Genomic DNA, 16,812 nt, shown 5'->3' with positions numbered 1-16,812 from the left:
GGCCGCGGCGATAAGGGTGATCTTGGCAGGTTAGGGTCTGAACGGTGCCCAACCAGCGGAGGCTCCGGTACGCGGACGATGTGCTCGGTGGTCCGGAAGCGGCGGAGCGGGCCCGGCTTGGCGCCATGGCCGCGGTCTGCGACCCGACGACCGTTCGCGTCCTCGACGAGCTGGATGTCGCCGCAGGCTGGCGCTGCCTGGAGGTTGGCGCCGGGAGCGGGTCGATCGCGGTCTGGCTCGCCGAGAGGGTGGCCGCCACCGGGCAGGTCGTCGCGACCGATGTCGACACCGACCAGCTGGCTGACCTGGCGGCCGGGCATCTGACGGTCCTGCGGCACGACATCACCCGCGATCCGGTGCCGGACGCGGCGCCGTTCGACCTCATTCACGCACGTTTCGTCCTGGAGCACCTCCCCGAGCGGGAAGAGGTCCTGGACCGCCTGACGAGCTGGCTCAGGCCAGGCGGCCTGATCGTGATCGAGTCGATCGCCGGTTTCCCGCTCGACTCGTCACCGCACCCCCAGTTCGGCAAGGCCATGCGCGCCATCGACCGGGTGCTCGCGGAGACGATCGGCACCGACTCCACGTGGGCACGCCGCTTCCCCGGCCCGCTGGTCGACCGGGACCTCGTCGACGTCGGGACGACCGTTCATCTCCCGACCACCGGCGGCGCCAACGCCTCGGCGCTGTGCTGGACGCTGACCCTGACCCGGCTGCGTGCGCGCATCCGTGAGCTCGACCTCGCCTCGGACGCCACCCTCGACGAGGCGTTGGAGCTCCTCGCGGATCCGGCGTTCTTCGACCTCGCCTTCGCGACAGCCATCGCCTGGGGCCGACGACCCGCCTGAAGTCAGGACGGCCGGTCGTCATGGAGCTCTAGGTCAAGGCGCCGTTCATCGTCGCTCCCGCGGCGAAGAGGTCCACGAGTGTTTGTGGTGGCCCGAGCAGGTCGCCCTGGCCGAGCTCGCATCCGGCAGTGCGAAGTGCCGCGAGCTGGGGCTCGGTCGCGATGCCGTCCACGGCGACCGTCATACCGGTGGCCGCGGCGATCCCGATAAGCGCCGAGCGCACGGCTCGCAGGCCGCGATCAGGTGGTTGATCGACCGCGAGCAGGTCAGCGGACAGCTCCGGGGTGAGTTTGATGAGGGTGATGGGCCACTTGTGCAGTGCGCCGAGCGAGCTGTCGTCGGCCCCGACCTCGTCGAGCGCGATACGCACACCCGTCCTCGCGAGCTGTTCAAGGTAGGGCCCGGCTGTGGCGAGGTCCGGGATACGAGCCACGTTGGCGATCTCCAGGACGAGCGCGTCGGCATCGAGGTGATGGCGGTGCAGGGATTCTCGGATGAGGTCGAGGAGCGCCTCGTTACCGAGGCTGTTCGGCGACACGTTGACGTGCAGGCGGACGGGGGCGTGCAGTCGCTGCCGGACGACGCGCAGGTCGTGGCAGGCACGGTTGAGCAGGCGGCTTTGGAGCTCGTCGGTGGAGCCCTCGCGTTCCGCGGCGGCGAGTAGGTCGCGGGCGGGTTGCGGGAGGTTGGAGGAACCAGTCCAGCAGGGCGATGCCTCGACGGCGACGATCCGGCCGTCGTTCAGACACCGGATTGGCTGATAGCAGACAGCGAGTCTGCCCGCGGTGGCGTCGCCTGTGAGCGTCGCGATGACGGAATCGCCGACATCTCCGTTTCTCGCCGAGGTGGACCGGTGGAGGTCGTCGCGGACGAGACCGCCTTTGGCATCGCGTTTGGCGGCGTACATCGCGCTGTCGGCACGATGCATCAACTGTTCGGCGACCTCGACGGGCGCCTCGTTGTCGGCCATCGCCAGGCCGACGCTCGCGTGCACGTTCCTGAGGTGCCCATGTAGGGAGAACGGCGGACCCATCGCGGCGAGGACTTCCCGTCCGGCGCGGTCGGCGGTGATCGCCGGATCACCGGTCTGGTCCGCCTTGGCGAGCAGGACCGCGAACTCGTCACCCCCGAGGCGGGCCACGAGATCGTTGCCGCGCACTGCTCCCCGCAGCCGAGCAGCCACACCCGCCAGCAGGTCGTCGCCCGCAGCGTGGCCAAGGGTGTCGTTGACGGCCTTGAAGTCGTCAAGATCGACGAACATCACCGCCACCGGCCGGCCCACCGACCGATGCTCGCCCACGGCCCGTTCGAGCTCGCCGGTGAAGTACGCACGATTCGGCAGCCCGGTCAGCAGGTCATGGAAGGCCTGGTAGCGAAGCCGGACCTGCGCTGCCTGGACCTCGACGAGAAGGCGGACGTTCTGCGCCACGGTGACCAACTGGCGGAAGGCGACCAGCATGGCCAGGATCAACGCCAGGTAGAGCAGGACGCCGCCGAGCGCGGCGCCGCTGGCGGCGAGGCCCAGGATGATGACGACGGTCACCGTAAGCGGCAGATACGGCACGTACACGTGGATCCACGGCCACGATGGACGTCCCACCCACGAGGGCGTGATCAGGGCCGGGTCTCGTGTGCCCGGTGTCGAGCGTCGACGCTCAGGCGCGACGAGCCCCAAGGCGATCAGCGGTGGGGCGATGGCCAGCCCCGCCCAGTACGGCGCCGTGGTCTCGACCGCCTGCGCACGATGGAGCGTGAGGATGACGACTGCTGAATCAGGAAGTATCTGTATGGCCAGGCCAAGGCCGATCAGCAGCAGCGCCCTGCCGTTGCGCGGTGGCCGGAAGGCCCCAAGCAGCACCACCTCGGTCACCGCGAGCATGCCCCACAACGGGAACACCATCGCGGTCACGAAAGGCCACCCGTGAACGCCGCTGCCGACGATCCTACCCAACGCGGCTATCCAGACGATCAATAGCATCGACGCGACGACCACCAGGGCGTCGAGCACCACAAGGGGATCCGAGTACCGCGGCCGCCCCTCGCGACCCAGCGACAGGACAGGATCGTCGCGGCGGTCGGACTCGACCGGGAGCCACAGCAGCCCGACCAGCGCGAGTGCGGCCGGCACCAGGAACAACGCCTCAGCAGGACCAAGCGGCATCGTCTGGTGCTGGCGCGGATACCGATATGTCCAGTCCGCGGCACCTAAAACAACAAAAATGAGGAACAGCTCAAGCAACGCCCGCCAAAGACGCTCACGCCCCCGGGTGCGCGTCACCCCTACCGCGCCGACCAGTGCTGCGGCTGCCGCCGCACACGACAATACTGCTCCCTGGGCGATCAACATCGCCTGGCCGCCGAATACCACCGGGATAATAACGGCTATCAGGGCCAGTAGGACGGTACCAGCCCCAAGCCGTCTAAATGTGCGTTCGGTAACCGGCCGAACCCCTTCAACGCTCGAACTCTCGGGCGTACCAGCCCCGCCGCGTCTCATGGGTCACGCCTCCTCCAAAGGAATGTCGCCGCCGACACCGACCGTCACACGCGGACGGGCAGATCGGCTGACAGGAGGCGGCGGGGAGCGACCACGCCAAACCATCGACGACCGTCCCAGTCTCGCGAGTCGTTCCCGTCGCCTTGATCGCTACTTTGACCCTCTGGTTGCTATGAAACAGACCCGGTTGCGACCAGCGGAGGGCCGAAACGACAATCAGAGGGACGCCCGGAGCGTTTGACCCCGGGCGGGCTGCATCCTGGTCAGAGCACTTCGATGATCATGGCCGCGCCCATGCCGCCGCCGGCGCACATCGAGACGCAGCCCAAGTTGGCGCCGCGGCGGCGCAGCTCGCCGACCATCGTGACGACCATGCGGGCACCGGTGGCGGCGATGGGGTGGCCGAGGCTCGCGCCGCTGCCGTTGACGTTGACGATCTCGGGTTTGATGCCGAGGGTGCGGATGGCGGCGACGGGGACGGAGCAGAAGGCCTCGTTGATCTCGAAGAGATCGATGTCGGCGAGGGTGAGGCCGGCGCGGTCGAGGGCTTTGGGGATGGCGAGGGTGGGTGCGAGGCCGGTGAGTGCCGGGTCGATGCCGGCTGATGCCCAGGACCGGACGCGGGCGAGCGGGGTGAGGCCGTGTGCGGTGGCGTAGGTGTCGCTGGTGAGTGTGACGGCGGCGGCGGCGTCGTTGAGGCCGGCGGAGTTCCCGGCGGTGACGGTGGCGTCGGGCAGTTCGGGGTGGAGCACGGGCAGGGTGGCTAGGCGTTCGAGGGTGGTGCCGCGCCGCGGGTGCTCGTCGGTGTCGAAGCGGATGGTCGTGCCGTCGGGGCGGGTGACGTCGATGGGGATGATCTCGTCGGCGAAGGCGCCGGAGTCGATGGAGGCGAGTGCCTGCTGCTGGGTGTAGACGGTCCATTCGTCGACGTCGTGGCGGGTCAGGCCCAGGTGTCGGGCGGTGTTCTCCCCGACGGTGAGGGGCATGTCGAAGGCGGGGGCCTCGGGGGTGTTGGGGTTGGGTGGTGACATCCAGATCTGCTGGTTGCCGTCCGCGTCGCGTTTGGAGCCGAGGATCTGGTTGCTGAGGCTTTCGGTGCCGCCGGCGAGGACGACGTGGTCCATGCCGGCGCGGATGCTGCCGGCGGCGATCGTGACGGCGGTGAGGCCGCCGGCGCAGTGGCGGTTGGTGGCGACGCCGGGGACGTTGGTCAGGCCGAGGCGGACGGCGGTGTGGCGGGCGATGACGCCGCCGCCCTGGTAGGCCTCGGCGAGGACGAGGTCGTCGACGTCGGAGGCGGGGATGGCGCTGCGTTCGAGGGCGGCGGGGACGGCGACCTCGGCGAGGTCGAACGCGGTGAGCCCGACCAGCGTGCCCTTGCGGGCGCGGCCGATCGCGGTGCGGGCGGTCGAGACGATGACTGCGTCGGTCACGGTGATCTCCTGTGAACGTGGCATGTGTCCGCTGGGCGGGGCGGCCCGGCGCCGACGGCCGGGGCTGCGGGCGTCGGCCACTCGCGGCACAGGGCGGGCTATTTGGGCTGGAGGCGGGCTCCGCCGTCGATGCGGATGACCTCGGCGTTCATGTAGCTGTTGGTGAGGATCTCGACGGCGAGGGCGGCGAACTCGGCCGCGGTGCCGAGGCGGCGCGGGAACAGGACGTCGCGCTTGAGCTTGTCCTTGAAGGGTTCGGAGCCCGGTCCGTCGCCGTAGATCGGGGTGTCGATCAGGCCGGGGGCGATGGTGTTGACGCGTACGCCGATGACGGAGAGGTCGCGGGCTACCGGGAGCGTCATGCCGACCACGCCGCCCTTGGAGGCGGAGTAGGCGGCCTGGCCGATCTGGCCGTCGAAGGCGGCGAGTGACGCGGTGTTCAGGATGCTTCCGCGTTCCCCGTCGGCGAGTGGCTCGTTGGCGGCCATGGCGGTGGCGACGATGCGGATGGCGTCGAACGTGCCGATCGTGTTGACCTCGATCACCTTGCGGAAAGCATCCAGGCTGTGGGCGGAGTCGTAGGTGGCGTCGCGGCCGATGGTGCGCGCCGCCCAGCCGATGCCCGCGCAGTTGACCAGCGCGCGGATCGGGCCGAGTGTCTTCGCGGTCTCGGTGGCGGCGATGATGTCCGCCGTCGACGTCACGTCCACGTGGGCGAAGACGCCATCGATCTCCTTCGCCACCGCCTCGCCCTTCGCGTCGTCCCGGTCCGCGACCAGCACGCGGGCGCCACGCGCGGCGAGCAGCCGGGCAGTCGCCGCGCCGAGCCCCGACGCACCGCCGGTGACGATCGCTGACGCACCATCCAGATCCACGAACAGCCTCACTTCCAGAACGGGCAGCACGACGGGCACACAGGGCGCCCGGCCGGGGCGCCCGGCCGGGGCGCCCGGCCGGGGCGTCGGGACGCCCAGCGACGAGGGTCACCGCGCGGCGCGAGCCCGAATGGTTCGAACGATACCGCCACCCATCCTTTTATGCAACACTTAGATGCATAAAATAGTGGGCAATTAGAGGAGCCTCCACCGAGCCCGGCGCTTGCGACCTGACCGAAGGTTACGTTAGAGTTCATATCGAATCGTAATGTGGAGAGGGGGTTGCGTGCAGGACGAGCTCTCTCGTGGCCGGCCACGGGACCCCGGGATCGACGCCCGGGCGCTCGCCAGCGCCCGGGAGCTCCTCGCCGAGAGCGGATTCAATGCGACGACCGTGCAGGCTGTCGCCCGCCGGGCCGGAGTCGGCGCCTCGGCGATCTACCGGCGGTGGCCATCGCGCGTCGCGCTCGTCGAGTCCGCTGTCTTCCCTGGGCCTGATGCGCTGAACCTGACCCACACCGGGGACGTCGACGCCGACGTTCGCCGACTTGTGGCTGCTTACTGCGCGCTGTTCGACTCGCCCGCGGCGCGAGCCGCCATCCCGGGCCTGTTCGCGGCCTACCAGTCCGAGCCGGACCGGCACCGTGCTGTGGTGGACCGGGTCGGTGAGGGTGTTCGACCCGCCTTCCGGGCCATGCTCGCCGCCGCCGATCCGGGGAGCGTCGAGCCAGGCCTGGACCCGGACACGATCCTGGACGTCCTGATCGGCGCCGCGCTGTACCGATCGTTCGTCCACCCCTTCACCGGACGGGACGACCCACCGGACCGCATCGCCGAGTTCCTGCTGCGCGCGCTGCGGCCCTGACCGGCGGCCGATCCGCCCGCGAGAGACGTCGGACGGACCACGACGAGATCCGACGCACCCGGAGGCCGGCGTCCTCTGAAGCTGGGGCGGTCTGCTGCTTTCGATTGATTGTCAATCGCGATGTGAATCGACGGATTCGTCGAGGCGAAAGTGAGGATCTGCATGCGAGCGGCGGTGCTGCGGGGTAGGCGGATAGAGGTCCGGGAGACGACGGATCCGGTGCCGGGACCCGGCCAGATCCTGGTGCGAACGTTGTCGTGCGCGATCTGCGCGTCCGACCTGCATTTCATGGACAACCCGGAGGGCGTGGCCGAGGACGACAGCGGGTTGTGGGACTACCACGAGGACCGCGACATCGTGATGGGTCACGAGTTCGTCGGCGAGATCGTCTCCTTCGGACCGGGCACCGAGCGGCGGCTGCCGGCCGGCACGCGGGTGACCAGCCTGCCAGTTCTCGTCGGGGCAGGCCCGGTGCGCATCATCGGGTGCAGCCCGGAGGCACCGGGCGGGTTCGGCGAGCTGATGCTGCTGACCGAGTCGCTGGTCCGCGCGGTTCCCGACCACATTCCGCCCGACCAGATCGCGCTCGCGGACGCGTTCGCGGTGGGTGAGTACTACGTCCGGCGGGCGGCGCTCGACTCCCGCGACGTCCCCCTCGTGATCGGCGCGGGCGCTATCGGTCTGTCCGCCGTTGCCGCGCTGCGCCGGCGCGGCGTCAGCCCGATTCTCGTGTCGGACTACAACGCCGACCGGTTGGAGACGGCCCGCGTGCTGGGCGCCACCCACACGGTCGATCCGGCCGACCGGTCCCCGTACGACCTGTGGCGGGAGGTGGCGCTCGATGGTCGTCCGGGCCGGCCGGCGTTCGGCGGCGCCGACCCGACGGCGCCGCGGTGTGTGGTGTTCGAGTTCGTCGGTAGGCCCGGTGTCCTCGACGGGATCATCCAGCAGTGCGAGCGCGGCACCCGCATCCTGACCGCGGGCGGCCCCCCGGAAGGCGACCACATCTCCTCCATGGTGGCCAAGCGAAAAGGCGTCAACATCCAGTTCGGCGGTGGGCCGGACCCGGAGGACTGGTACGGCACCCTGGACGCGATCTGCGCCGGCGAGCTGGACGTGAGCCCGGTCATCGGGATGACGGTCGATCTGGACGGCGTCCCAGACGCCCTCCAGCTGGCCCGACGGGCCGACGGCCCGGCCCGCGTCATGATCCGGCCCGTGGGCGGCCGGGGCTTGGAGGCGACCCGATGAGCGACACCGAGACGCTCGGGGAGCTGCGGGCCACCGTGGCCGCCCTCGGCGCGCGGCTGCGGGCCGTGGAGGACCAGGTGGCGATCAGTCAGCTCGTCGCCCGGTACGGGCCGGCGGTGGACAGCGGATCCGCCGAGGCGGCCGCCGCGCTGTGGGCCGAGGACGGCGCCTTCGAGGTGCCGCCCTACGCGATCTGGACCGGCCACGACGAGATCGCCGGCATGGTCAACGGCGCGGGCCACCAGGGTCTCATCACGAACGGCTGCGGCCACGTGCTGACCGCGCCGCTCGTCAAGGTCGACGGCGACGAGGCCCGCGCCTGGAACTACGCGCTCAACATCCGTTGGGACCGCGAGGCCGACCGGTTCTGGGTGGCCCGCGTCTCGGCGAACAGCTGGCTGCTACACCGGGGCGCGGACGGCTGGCGCGTCGCGCACCGGACCAATCGGAGCCTCGACGGCTCCCCGGAACCCCGCGCGTTGTTCCAGGCCAGCACCCAGCCGTTCGAGGCGGGCGCCGGATCCGCCTGACGACACGGGGCAGGCACACGGCCCGACGCCGTCGGCGAGGCGGCGTCACGTTGAACGTTCGCGACAAGGAGATGGTGAGCAGAATGGGCGACATCGCCGAGCCGGTGCCCGCAACCGACGGACAGCTCCGGCCGGCTGGCCCGGTGGCATTCGTGGGAGCCGGCCAGATGGGCGCGCCGATGGTGCGGCGTCTGTTGGCGGCTGGTGTGCAGGTCACCCTCCACGCCCGGCAGGCGGAGGTCCGGAAGACCTTCACGGAGCTCGGCGCGCGCACCACCGCCTCGCTTGCCGACGCGGTCAAGGACGCGGAGGTCGTCGTTTCGTGCCTGTTCAACGAGAGCCAGGTCGAGGACGTCCTGCTCGGATCGGACGGCCTGATCGCCTTGCTCGAGCCGGGAACCGTTCTGGTCTCGCACACCACCGTCGAGCTTCGGCTGCTCGCCCGGGTAGACGACGCGGCTACCACCCGCGGTGTGTCGCTGCTGGACGCACCGGTCAGCGGCGCGCCCGACGACATCCTCGCTGGACGGTTGACGATCCTTGCCGGCGGCGACGACGCCACCGTCGAGACCGCCCGCCCCGCCCTGGAGACCTACGGCCTGGTCCTGCGGACCGGGGGCATGGGCAGCGCGAGCCGCGTCAAGCTCGTCAACAACCTGCTGTTCACGGTCAACGTCCAGACGGCGGCGGCGGCCGCCGTGCTCGGCCAGCAGCTCGGCGTCGAGATGAACGCGCTGTTCGACGCGCTGGGGCATTGCAGCGCGTCGACCCGGGCCATCGAGACGATGCGCGGACTCGGCTCCATCGAGCTGTACGCCGAGCTCGGCGCGAAATACCTGCGCAAGGACGTGGCCGCGGCGCTCGCCACCGCGGCCGAGGAGGGTGCCGACCCCGGTGTCCTCGCCTACGCCGCGCACCATGGGCCGCTGCGGCTGACGTCAGGTACCTCACCCGCGTGACGCCGCCGGTCGGTGGTGCGGTGGTGCCGCTCACCGTGGTGCCCGGCCCGGCGCGGTTTCGCTGTTATCCCCAGGTGGTCAGGTTGCGGCTGAGACCTCCGCCAGGTGCCGCGACGACCTCGTAGCTGATGCGGCGTGGGTCCGCGGTGAGGGCGCCGATCGGTGGGAGCCGGCCGAGTTCGTCGGCGAGCGCGTCCGGGTCGCCGCGGTCGTCAACGGCGAGGTCGGGCAGGTCGGGATCGGTGGGAAGTTTGAGCGGAAGAGGCGCTCCGGCCGGCATCGCCCGGTCGCCGCGGACCACGACGACGGCGTGCAGCACGTCCTCGAGCACCGCGGCGCCCCGGGCGCGGGGCGTTGCTTCGGACTGGCCGGCCGTGGCCGGCGCCGCGTCGGCTGGGGTGGTCATCGCCGCGAGCAGGAGCCAGCGTGGGCCGTCGATGCTCAGCAACCGGTCTGGCTCGGGAGCCTCTCGTGCTCCGGTGGGCGAGGTGCGGGTCGACAGTTCCGGGTCGAGCGCGTGGTCGGTCATCGAGGCCAGCGCCGGCCGGGCCGAGCGCAGTAGCTCGGCGCGGACCTCGTCGCCGAGGCCGTGGCGTGGCGTGGCGTGAACGGTGATCCGCATGGTCGAGCCGTCCGCGACCGCGATCACCGCCACGACCCGCCGGTCCTGGTCCGGGCCTGCGACCTCGAACTGGTAGGCGACGTCGGGCAGTACCGGGACGAGTAGGGAACCGAGATCGAACTGGCGGACCGGCTCACGGGGTGCGTCGGCGAGGTCGTAGGGCCCGGTCTCGGTGGCCGGCGGCGCCGCGCCGCCGCGCCGCCTGGTGGCCGTAGGTGTGGGCGGCGGGTGCCTCTCGTCGTCGCGACGCCTCCAGCGAACCATCACAGACCTCCCGTACCAGGCTGGGCCGCGGCGCCGGTGCACTCCTTCGCCGTGGCCAGACGCGTACCCATGGTCGCATCAATCCGGCAGCGCGCCGCGCAGAAGTCCGGCGATCTGGTCGGGAGCTTCCGCGGGGGCGAGGTGCGCGACGTCGTCGAGCACGGCGAGCCGCGAGTCCGCCACCCCGGAGGCGATTTGCGCGAGCGACGCCGGCGGTGTCACGACGTCCTGGGCCCCCGCGATCGCGAGGACCGGCGTCGCGATGGCGCCGAGGCGCTCCCGTACGTCGAAGTCGGCGAGCGCCTCACACGCCCACGCGTAGCCCTCCCGGTCGACCTCCGCCAGGACGTGCAGCAGCTGCGCGGCGACCTCCGGCTCGCGGTCGGGGAACCCGGGGGCGAACCAGCGCTGAGCCGAGCCGGTGACCATCGCCGCGCAGCCGGACGCGCGGACTGTCACGGCCCGGTCCCGCCAGGCCGACGCCTCGCCGATCTTCGCCCCGGTACACAGCAACGTCGCGTGGCGCACCCGGTCCGGCGTGTCGAGCAGCAGCGCGAGCCCGACGGCGCCGCCCAACGAGACCCCGGCGTAGGCGAACCGGACCGCGCCGTCGCCACGCGCCGCCGTCACGCCTTCCACGTAGGTCAGGACACCCGCGGCCAGCTCGGCGATCGTGAAGGGCCCGTCGACGGGCGCGCCGCCGTGGCCGGGCAGCTCCCAGCCGACGACGTGGACGGTGTCACCGAGCGCGCGGGCGACCCTCGACCACAGCACCGCCGACGAGGTGCCCAGCGACGGCCCCACGACCAGCAGCGGCAGGTCGGGGCCGCCCGCGAGCTCGGATCCCGTGATCCCGGGAGTGGTCATCCCACGTCCCGCCGGCAGCCGGAGGCGATGGCCGCGATCTGCCTGCTGACCACAGGCCGCGGTTCAAGCGCCGAGACCTCGGAGCTGCTCATGGGACGCAGCGTAGGAGCGGCCCGGGCCGCCGCGAAGAGGCGCGTCCCATGATTGCCATCTCGGACCTCCGGTGGTCGTAACCGGACCCTAGTCATTGGCTTGGTGACATATGTGACTTGCGCCATGCCACTGCCAAATCCGCGATGTACGGGATCGCCATCGCGTGGGCGAGCGCTGCGCAGTGGCACGCCCTGTTTGCTCAGGTGGTCTGGCAGAGCCGCACGGTCCCGTCGGTGTGGCCAATGGCGAGGATTCGTCCGTCAGCCGCGAACGTCACCGACCAGGCGTTTCTGGTGTGGCCGGTGAGGGGTCGGGCAAGTTTGCGGGGCCGGGTGGGGGGCTGTGACGTCCCAGAGCAGTACCCCCTGCTGGGCGGTGCTGCTGGCGAGGGTGTGTCCGTCAGCCGTGAGCGCTACCGAGCGCACGTCGTGGCCGTGGCCGGTGAAGGGTTGGGCGAGCGGGTTGGGCCGGGTCGGGTCGCTGACGTCCCATAGCCGCACCGTCCCGTCGTCGCTGCCGGTCGCAAGGGTGCGTCCGTCCGCCGTGAGCGCTACCGAGCGCACGGTTCTGGTGTGGCTGGCTATGGGTTGGCCGAGCGGGCGGGACGGCTGGGGTCAGCAACGTCCCACAGCCGTGCCGTCCTGTCGTAGCTGCCGGTCGCGAGGATGCGTCCGTCAGCCGCGAACGCCACCGACACCACAGCGCCGGTGTGGCCAGCGGGGGCCTGGCCGATCGGCAGGGCGCCTGTGCGCGACGAACGCGGTGCTGATCTGGCTGGTGGGAGGGAGGCGGACTCGTCAATGGGCGGGGCGGGACGCGCGGGAACCGGATATGCGGGGGCACTGGCGGGTTTAGCCCGGCCGGCGAGGGCGCGGCCGATTTGGTCCACCAGGTGTCCTGGAGCGTCGTGCTGCTCCAGATGGAACAAATCGATGGACACGACCGCGGCCGTATCACCGGGTCGCCGGTAACCGGGGTGCCCGGACAGCCGGCGTCGACGGCCTCACGGTCGCCGATCACACCGCGTTGATGGGCCCGGTCCGGATGAGGATCAAAGACAAGCGCGTACTGGGACTGGTCAAGGCGTTCCTGAAAGCCGGGATCCTTACCGAGTTCGACTCTCACCGGGACACGCACACCGGCGTTCCCCAAGGCGGCATTCTCTCGCCGCTGTTGGCTAACATTGCCCTGTCGGTGCTCGATGAGCAACTGCACGGGCCGTGGCAACCAGGCGGGGCGATGGCGACCGAAGGGAAGCGCAGATACCGGCGCAAGAAAGGGCGCCCGACGTGGCGGCTTGTCCGCTACGCCGACGACTTCGTTGTTCTGGTCCAGGGGGCCGAACAGGACGCCCACACGCTGCGCGAGGACGTGGCAAAGGTGCTGGCCACAATGGGTCTATGCCTCTCCGAGGCCAAGACCCAGGTCACCCACCTCGATCGGGGTTTCGACTTCCTCAGTTTCCGCCTCCAGCGACGCCGCACGCGAGGATCGAACAGGTGGCACGTCTACACCCCCTTCGTGTCCGAAAGCCGTCGGTCGATGTGTCCGATCCCAGGTGATGCTTACATCTCGGTCCCACCTGATGCTTGACGGCCGTCTGCGGCTGTCCATACCTCTGCTTTGCGAAGTTCGTGCCGATCGTCCGCAGAGGTCCGGGCTCGTCCGCGTCGTCGCCCTAGCCTGGACGTCAACTCCGGGACTGTTCCGTAGACGGTGTTTCCGGCAGGTTGATCAGTAGGTCTCGGCGGACGGCCAGCGATCACGGAAGGTGATCGCCATGGCGTCGATGACGGGTTTCCAGCGGACTGCCCACCGGGCGCGGCCGGTCCCGGTTGGGTCCAGGCTGCGGGTGACAAGGTACAGGCATTTGAGCGCGGCCTGGTCGGACGGGAAATGCCCGCGAGCGCGGACCGCGCGCCGGTAGCGGGCGTTGAGTGACTCGATCGCGTTCGTCGAGCACAGGACTCGGCGTATTTCCGCGTCGTAGTCGAGGAACGGGGTGAACTCCTCCCAGGCGCTGCGCCAGAGTCGGATAACGGCCCGGTATTTGCTTCCCCAGGTTTCCTCGAACTCGTCGAGTGCGGCAGCGGCCGCGTCCGGGGTGGGGGCCGTGTAGATAGGCCGCAGATCGCGTTTGACGGCGTCGTGGTCGGCCCGGGAAGTCAGCCGGAACGTGTTACGAATCAAATGAATGATGCATGTCTGGACGGTGGTCGCTGGCCAGACGTTCTCGACGACCTCGGGCAGTCCCTTAAGCCCGTCGCACACGAGGAAGAACACGTCGGCGACACCGCGGTTCCGCAGGTCGGTGAGCACGGACATCCAAAACTTTGCGCCCTCGCCGCCCGTGCCGGCCCACAGGCCCAGGACGTCCTTGTGGCCGTCGACGGTGACCCCGATGGCGGCGTAGATGGGCCGGTTGCCGACCTGGCCGTCACGGATCTTCACGACGATCGCGTCCACGAAGATCGCAACGTAGACGCGATCAAGCGGACGGGACGCCCATTCGTTCATTTCCGCGAGCACCGTGTCGGTGATCCGGGAGATCGTCTCCCTCGACACCGACGCGCCGTAGATCTCCTCGAAATGCGCCGAGATCTCGCCGGTCGTCAGACCCTTCGCATACAGTGACAGCACAATCTCATCGACCCCCGCGAGGCGTCGCTGACGTTTCTTCACGATCTGCGGGTCGAACGTTCCTTCCCGGTCACGCGGAACCGTGATCTCCACGTCACCAGCCACCTCAGAAACAACCGTCTTCGTCCGACCGCCGTTTCGGACGTTGGCTGATTCCCGTTCCGCCGGCGCACGATTCTTCTGATGCCCGAGATGCTCGGTCATCTCCTCGGCCAAAGCCGCCTCGAGCACACTCTTCGTGAACAGCTTCAACAGGCCATCCGGGCCCGTCAACGCCAGCCCACGCGCCTTCGCGTCGGCGACCATCGCCGCCGCGGCGGCCTGCTCCGGCGAAAGCTGCCGCCCCGCATCCCGATCTTGCTTCCGAGGGGTCATATCACCCGATGTCATCACTCACTGTGCCCATCCCGCCGGACCCTGGGCCCGGCGTGTCTGGCCGGAAACACCGATCTTGAAGCAGTCCCTCAACTCCTCTGCGGTTTCCCGCCGTTCGCGCTCGTCCGCTGGTTTAGCTGCAGGGTTGGCTTCATGGGGCCGCTGTGAGAGAGACGACGGTGCTGCCGTGGTGGTTCCGCCATGGGTGGCCGGGTAGTGCGTCTATGGCGCTATGTAACGGCCGGTCGACTGGGGGTTGCTGATGGTCGCAGAGTGGATTGCGCCGTTGGCGACGTCGGGGAGCGGCGCGTTGGTGGCTGCTGCGGCGACCGACGCGTGGACGTCGGCTCGGGAGGGCGCAGTACGGCTGTTCGCCCGGCTGGGCGGGCACCGTGAGGATCTGGCCGGAGAGTGGCTGGACGAGGACGCCGCGGCAGTGGAAGCGACGTCGGGTGCGGAGCGGGAGCGGCTGCGGGCGGCGTTGGCGCCGGTGTGGCAGGTGCGGCTGGCGGACCTGCTCGCGGAGTTCCCGGAAGCGGCCGAGGAACTGTGGGCGTGGGCGGAGAGGACGCGGGCGGAGTTGCCTGCGGCGGAACGGTCGTGGGCGCAGAGCAACATCGCAGGCCGTGACGTGTACGCGGTGGGGCGGGGATCGCAGGTGTTCTACCGGGGCCACCCGGACGACTAATCACCGTGGCACCGGAGGTGTGACCGTGCCGGATGGGCAGATCAATATCGCGGCCCGCGATCTCTACCGGGCGGACGCACAGCACTTTTACAACCGGGAGCCGAGCTACGAGCTGGCACCGTTTCCGCTGATGGCGCCGTTGCCGTCGACGGCGGCAGCGCCGAGCCGGCTGTTGTCGGCGCGGTATCGGCTGGTGCCGTTCGCGGGCCGGGAGGCGGAACGTGCTCGGCTGGCCGGTTGGCGGGATGGCGGCGCGGACCTGGCGGCGCGCTTGGTCCAGGGGCCCGGAGGCCAGGGGAAGAGTCGGCTAGCTGCGCAGTTCGCGGTGGAGTCGGCGGCGGCGGGCTGGGCGGTGTGGACAGCCCGGGAGATGCCCGCGCTGGCCGGAGGCCGGGAGCCGTTGCCCGGTGGGGATGGTCTGCTGGTGGTGGTCGACTATGCCGAGCGGTGGCCCCTGACGGAGCTGATGGGCCTGCTGGCCGACCGTCGGGTGTACTTGGGTGTGCCGGTGCGGGTGCTGTTGCTAGCGCGCAGCGGAGCGGGCTGGTGGGAGTCGATTGTGCACCGGCTTGACGACCAGGACGTTGCGGTGTCGGACCAGATGCTTGGTCCTGTCGCGGATTCGCTGCCGAGTCGCGAGGAGACGTTTGCGGCGGCCGCTCGCGGTTTCGGTGAGTTGCTGGGGGTGGAAGGGACGGGGGTTCGGCCGCCCGCGGGGCTTGGCGATGACGCGTTTCGGCTGGTGCTGACAGTGCACATGGCGGCGTTGGTCGCGGTGGACGCGCTGCGTACCGGGGCCAGCGTGCCGGAGGATCCGGCGATGCTGTCGGGGTATCTGCTACGCCGGGAGCGTGATCACTGGCGGCAGTTGCACGATACGGGCGCACGGCCGATGGTCACGGTGCCGGAGGTGCTGGGGCGGGCGGTGTTCACCGCTACGGTGACCCGACCCCTGCCGTATGAGGCCGCAGCGACGGTGCTGGAGCGGGTTGGGTTGGCGTCAGCGCCGGAGGTGGCCGGGCAGATCCTTTCTGATCATGCTGTGTGTTATCCGCCGTCGGATCCGTCACTCGTGTTGGAGCCGCTGTATCCAGACCGGCTGGGGGAAGACTTTCTCGCTCTACTCCTGCCGGGCGCGCCCGGTCGCCAAGACGGAGATCCGTGGACGGACTCGGCGATGCGTCGGCTGCTCGTGCCTGGGGACAGTGATGAGGTGCCGGTGTGGGCGGACCGGGCGTGGACAGTCCTGGTGGAGACCGCGAAACGCTGGCCTCATGTCGGCGAGCGTCTCCACGGCATCCTGCACTGCAGCCCTGATCTTGTGATGGCGGCGGGTGGGGCGGCGTTGACAGCACTTGCTTCCTGGGACGATGTCGGCCTTAATGTTCTGGTTTCTGTAGAACGGCTGTTTCCGGATCATCGTCACGTGGACCTGGATGCAGCCATGGCCGCGGTCACGGCACGGCTGCACACCTACCGCCTCAGCCAGACCAACGACCCGGCTGAGCACGCGCGACTCTGGGAACGGCTCGCGAGACGCCTCCACTATGCCGGTCGGCGGGAGGAGGCGTTGGCTGCGACCGAGCAGGCTATGGAGATCCGTCGGCGGCTGGCTGCGGCGAATCCGGTTGCCTTCGAACCCGACCTCGCCGACTCCCTCGACAACCTGGGCCTCGATCTGTCGGGGGTGGGTCGGTGGGAGGAGGCGTTGGGTGCGACCGAGCAGGCTGTGGAGATCCGTCGGCGGCTGGCTGCGGCGAATCCGGTTGCCTTCGAACCCGACCTCGCTACCGCTCTGTCCAACCTTGGTATCTGGCTGTCGGGGGTGGGCCGGCGGGAGGAGGCATTGGCCGCGACCGAGCAGGCTATGGAGATCCGTCGGCGGCTGGCTGCGGCGAATCCGGTTGCCTTCGAACCCGACCTCGCTACCGCTCTGTCCAACCTTGGTATCTGGCTGTCGGGGGTGGGCCGGCGGGAGGAGGCATTGGCCGCGACCGAGCAGGCT

At 69.9% G+C, this 16,812-nt stretch carries 16 protein-coding genes; 8 read left to right on the top strand and 8 right to left on the bottom strand.

From position 1 onward, the window contains the following. Nucleotides 1–44: 44 nt before the first annotated feature. Nucleotides 45–848 carry a class I SAM-dependent methyltransferase gene (locus tag I6A60_RS24605; RefSeq protein WP_203021402.1) on the top strand — a complete coding sequence of 268 codons (804 nt, stop codon included), beginning with the start codon at nt 45–47 and terminating at the stop codon, nt 846–848. A gap of 28 nt (nt 849–876) precedes the next feature. On the opposite strand, the gene I6A60_RS24600 is transcribed toward I6A60_RS24605, so the two are convergent. The 3 genes from I6A60_RS24600 to I6A60_RS24590 form a co-directional block, all read right to left on the bottom strand. Next, entirely contained in the window at nt 877–3,345 is a 2,469-nt protein-coding gene (locus I6A60_RS24600) for a bifunctional diguanylate cyclase/phosphodiesterase (RefSeq protein ID WP_203021403.1), read from the bottom strand. A 263-nt stretch (nt 3,346–3,608) separates the two neighbouring features. Further along, nucleotides 3,609–4,778, bottom strand: coding sequence for a thiolase family protein (locus I6A60_RS24595; protein WP_203021404.1), 1,170 nt, complete (start codon nt 4,776–4,778; stop codon nt 3,609–3,611). 98 nt (nt 4,779–4,876) lie between these two features. Then, nucleotides 4,877–5,653 (bottom strand): SDR family NAD(P)-dependent oxidoreductase, encoded by a 777-nt coding sequence (locus I6A60_RS24590; protein ID WP_203021405.1) that lies wholly within the window; start codon nt 5,651–5,653, stop codon nt 4,877–4,879. A 286-nt stretch (nt 5,654–5,939) separates the two neighbouring features. Here I6A60_RS24590 and I6A60_RS24585 point away from each other — a divergent pair, with 286 nt between their 5' ends. From I6A60_RS24585 to I6A60_RS24570, 4 genes are all read left to right on the top strand, one after another. Next, nucleotides 5,940–6,518, top strand: coding sequence for a TetR/AcrR family transcriptional regulator (locus I6A60_RS24585; protein WP_203021406.1), 579 nt, complete (start codon nt 5,940–5,942; stop codon nt 6,516–6,518). Nucleotides 6,519–6,680: 162 nt separating this feature from the next. Further along, nucleotides 6,681–7,769: an alcohol dehydrogenase catalytic domain-containing protein gene (locus I6A60_RS24580; protein WP_203021407.1), complete on the top strand. Its 1,089-nt coding sequence runs from the start codon at nt 6,681–6,683 to the stop codon at nt 7,767–7,769. Beyond that, entirely contained in the window at nt 7,766–8,299 is a 534-nt protein-coding gene (locus I6A60_RS24575) for a nuclear transport factor 2 family protein (RefSeq protein ID WP_203021408.1), read from the top strand. Before I6A60_RS24580 ends, I6A60_RS24575 begins: the two co-directional genes overlap by 4 nt. Nucleotides 8,300–8,382: 83 nt before the next feature. Then, on the top strand, nt 8,383–9,258 hold the full coding sequence (locus I6A60_RS24570) for an NAD(P)-dependent oxidoreductase (RefSeq protein WP_238436163.1): 876 nt from the start codon (nt 8,383–8,385) through the stop codon (nt 9,256–9,258). A gap of 64 nt (nt 9,259–9,322) precedes the next feature. Here I6A60_RS24570 and I6A60_RS24565 read toward each other — a convergent pair whose 3' ends face one another. The 4 genes from I6A60_RS24565 to I6A60_RS44160 form a co-directional block, all read right to left on the bottom strand. Further along, nucleotides 9,323–10,144 carry a DUF3710 domain-containing protein gene (locus I6A60_RS24565; protein WP_203021410.1) on the bottom strand — a complete coding sequence of 274 codons (822 nt, stop codon included), beginning with the start codon at nt 10,142–10,144 and terminating at the stop codon, nt 9,323–9,325. Between the two features lie 78 nt (nt 10,145–10,222). Then, a complete protein-coding gene (locus I6A60_RS24560) occupies nt 10,223–11,011 on the bottom strand; it encodes an alpha/beta fold hydrolase (protein WP_203021411.1) in 789 nt (262 codons plus the stop codon). A 353-nt stretch (nt 11,012–11,364) separates the two neighbouring features. Then, nucleotides 11,365–11,667: a hypothetical protein gene (locus tag I6A60_RS24555; protein WP_203021412.1), complete on the bottom strand. Its 303-nt coding sequence runs from the start codon at nt 11,665–11,667 to the stop codon at nt 11,365–11,367. A gap of 17 nt (nt 11,668–11,684) precedes the next feature. Then, complete coding sequence (locus I6A60_RS44160; protein WP_374487263.1) at nt 11,685–11,993, bottom strand: WD40 repeat domain-containing protein; 309 nt, start codon at nt 11,991–11,993, stop codon at nt 11,685–11,687. Between the two features lie 155 nt (nt 11,994–12,148). Here I6A60_RS44160 and I6A60_RS24545 point away from each other — a divergent pair, with 155 nt between their 5' ends. Further along, nucleotides 12,149–12,697 carry a reverse transcriptase domain-containing protein gene (locus I6A60_RS24545; protein WP_238436155.1) on the top strand — a complete coding sequence of 183 codons (549 nt, stop codon included), beginning with the start codon at nt 12,149–12,151 and terminating at the stop codon, nt 12,695–12,697. A 141-nt stretch (nt 12,698–12,838) separates the two neighbouring features. Here I6A60_RS24545 and I6A60_RS24540 read toward each other — a convergent pair whose 3' ends face one another. Then, entirely contained in the window at nt 12,839–14,119 is a 1,281-nt protein-coding gene (locus I6A60_RS24540; protein ID WP_203021415.1) for an IS256 family transposase, read from the bottom strand. Nucleotides 14,120–14,432: 313 nt separating this feature from the next. Here I6A60_RS24540 and I6A60_RS24535 point away from each other — a divergent pair, with 313 nt between their 5' ends. Both I6A60_RS24535 and I6A60_RS43675 read left to right on the top strand, forming a co-directional pair. Continuing rightward, nucleotides 14,433–14,807, top strand: coding sequence for a hypothetical protein (locus I6A60_RS24535; protein WP_203021416.1), 375 nt, complete (start codon nt 14,433–14,435; stop codon nt 14,805–14,807). A 19-nt stretch (nt 14,808–14,826) separates the two neighbouring features. Then, the coding region (locus I6A60_RS43675) for a tetratricopeptide repeat protein (protein ID WP_307873846.1) at nt 14,827–16,812 on the top strand (1,986 nt) is incomplete at its 3' end.

The organism is Frankia sp. AgB1.9, assembly GCF_016786355.1.
Classification (GTDB): domain Bacteria; phylum Actinomycetota; class Actinomycetes; order Frankiales; family Frankiaceae; genus Pseudofrankia.
The sequence above is the reverse complement of the archived record's forward strand: the minus strand, read 5'-3'. Positions and strand labels throughout refer to the sequence as shown.

Excerpts from the sequence above, each read along its gene's own strand:
- I6A60_RS24580 (WP_203021407.1), top strand. The coding sequence starts at position 6,681 with ATGCGAGCGGCGGTGCTGCGGGGTAGGCGGATAGAGGTCCGGGAGACG.
- I6A60_RS24540 (WP_203021415.1), bottom strand. The coding sequence starts at position 14,119 with ATGACCCCTCGGAAGCAAGATCGGGATGCGGGGCGGCAGCTTTCGCCG.
- I6A60_RS24560 (WP_203021411.1), bottom strand. The coding sequence starts at position 11,011 with ATGACCACTCCCGGGATCACGGGATCCGAGCTCGCGGGCGGCCCCGAC.
- I6A60_RS24545 (WP_238436155.1), top strand. The coding sequence starts at position 12,149 with ATGAGGATCAAAGACAAGCGCGTACTGGGACTGGTCAAGGCGTTCCTG.
- I6A60_RS24575 (WP_203021408.1), top strand. The coding sequence starts at position 7,766 with ATGAGCGACACCGAGACGCTCGGGGAGCTGCGGGCCACCGTGGCCGCC.
- I6A60_RS24565 (WP_203021410.1), bottom strand. The coding sequence starts at position 10,144 with ATGGTTCGCTGGAGGCGTCGCGACGACGAGAGGCACCCGCCGCCCACA.
- I6A60_RS24600 (WP_203021403.1), bottom strand. The coding sequence starts at position 3,345 with ATGAGACGCGGCGGGGCTGGTACGCCCGAGAGTTCGAGCGTTGAAGGG.
- I6A60_RS24570 (WP_238436163.1), top strand. The coding sequence starts at position 8,383 with ATGGGCGACATCGCCGAGCCGGTGCCCGCAACCGACGGACAGCTCCGG.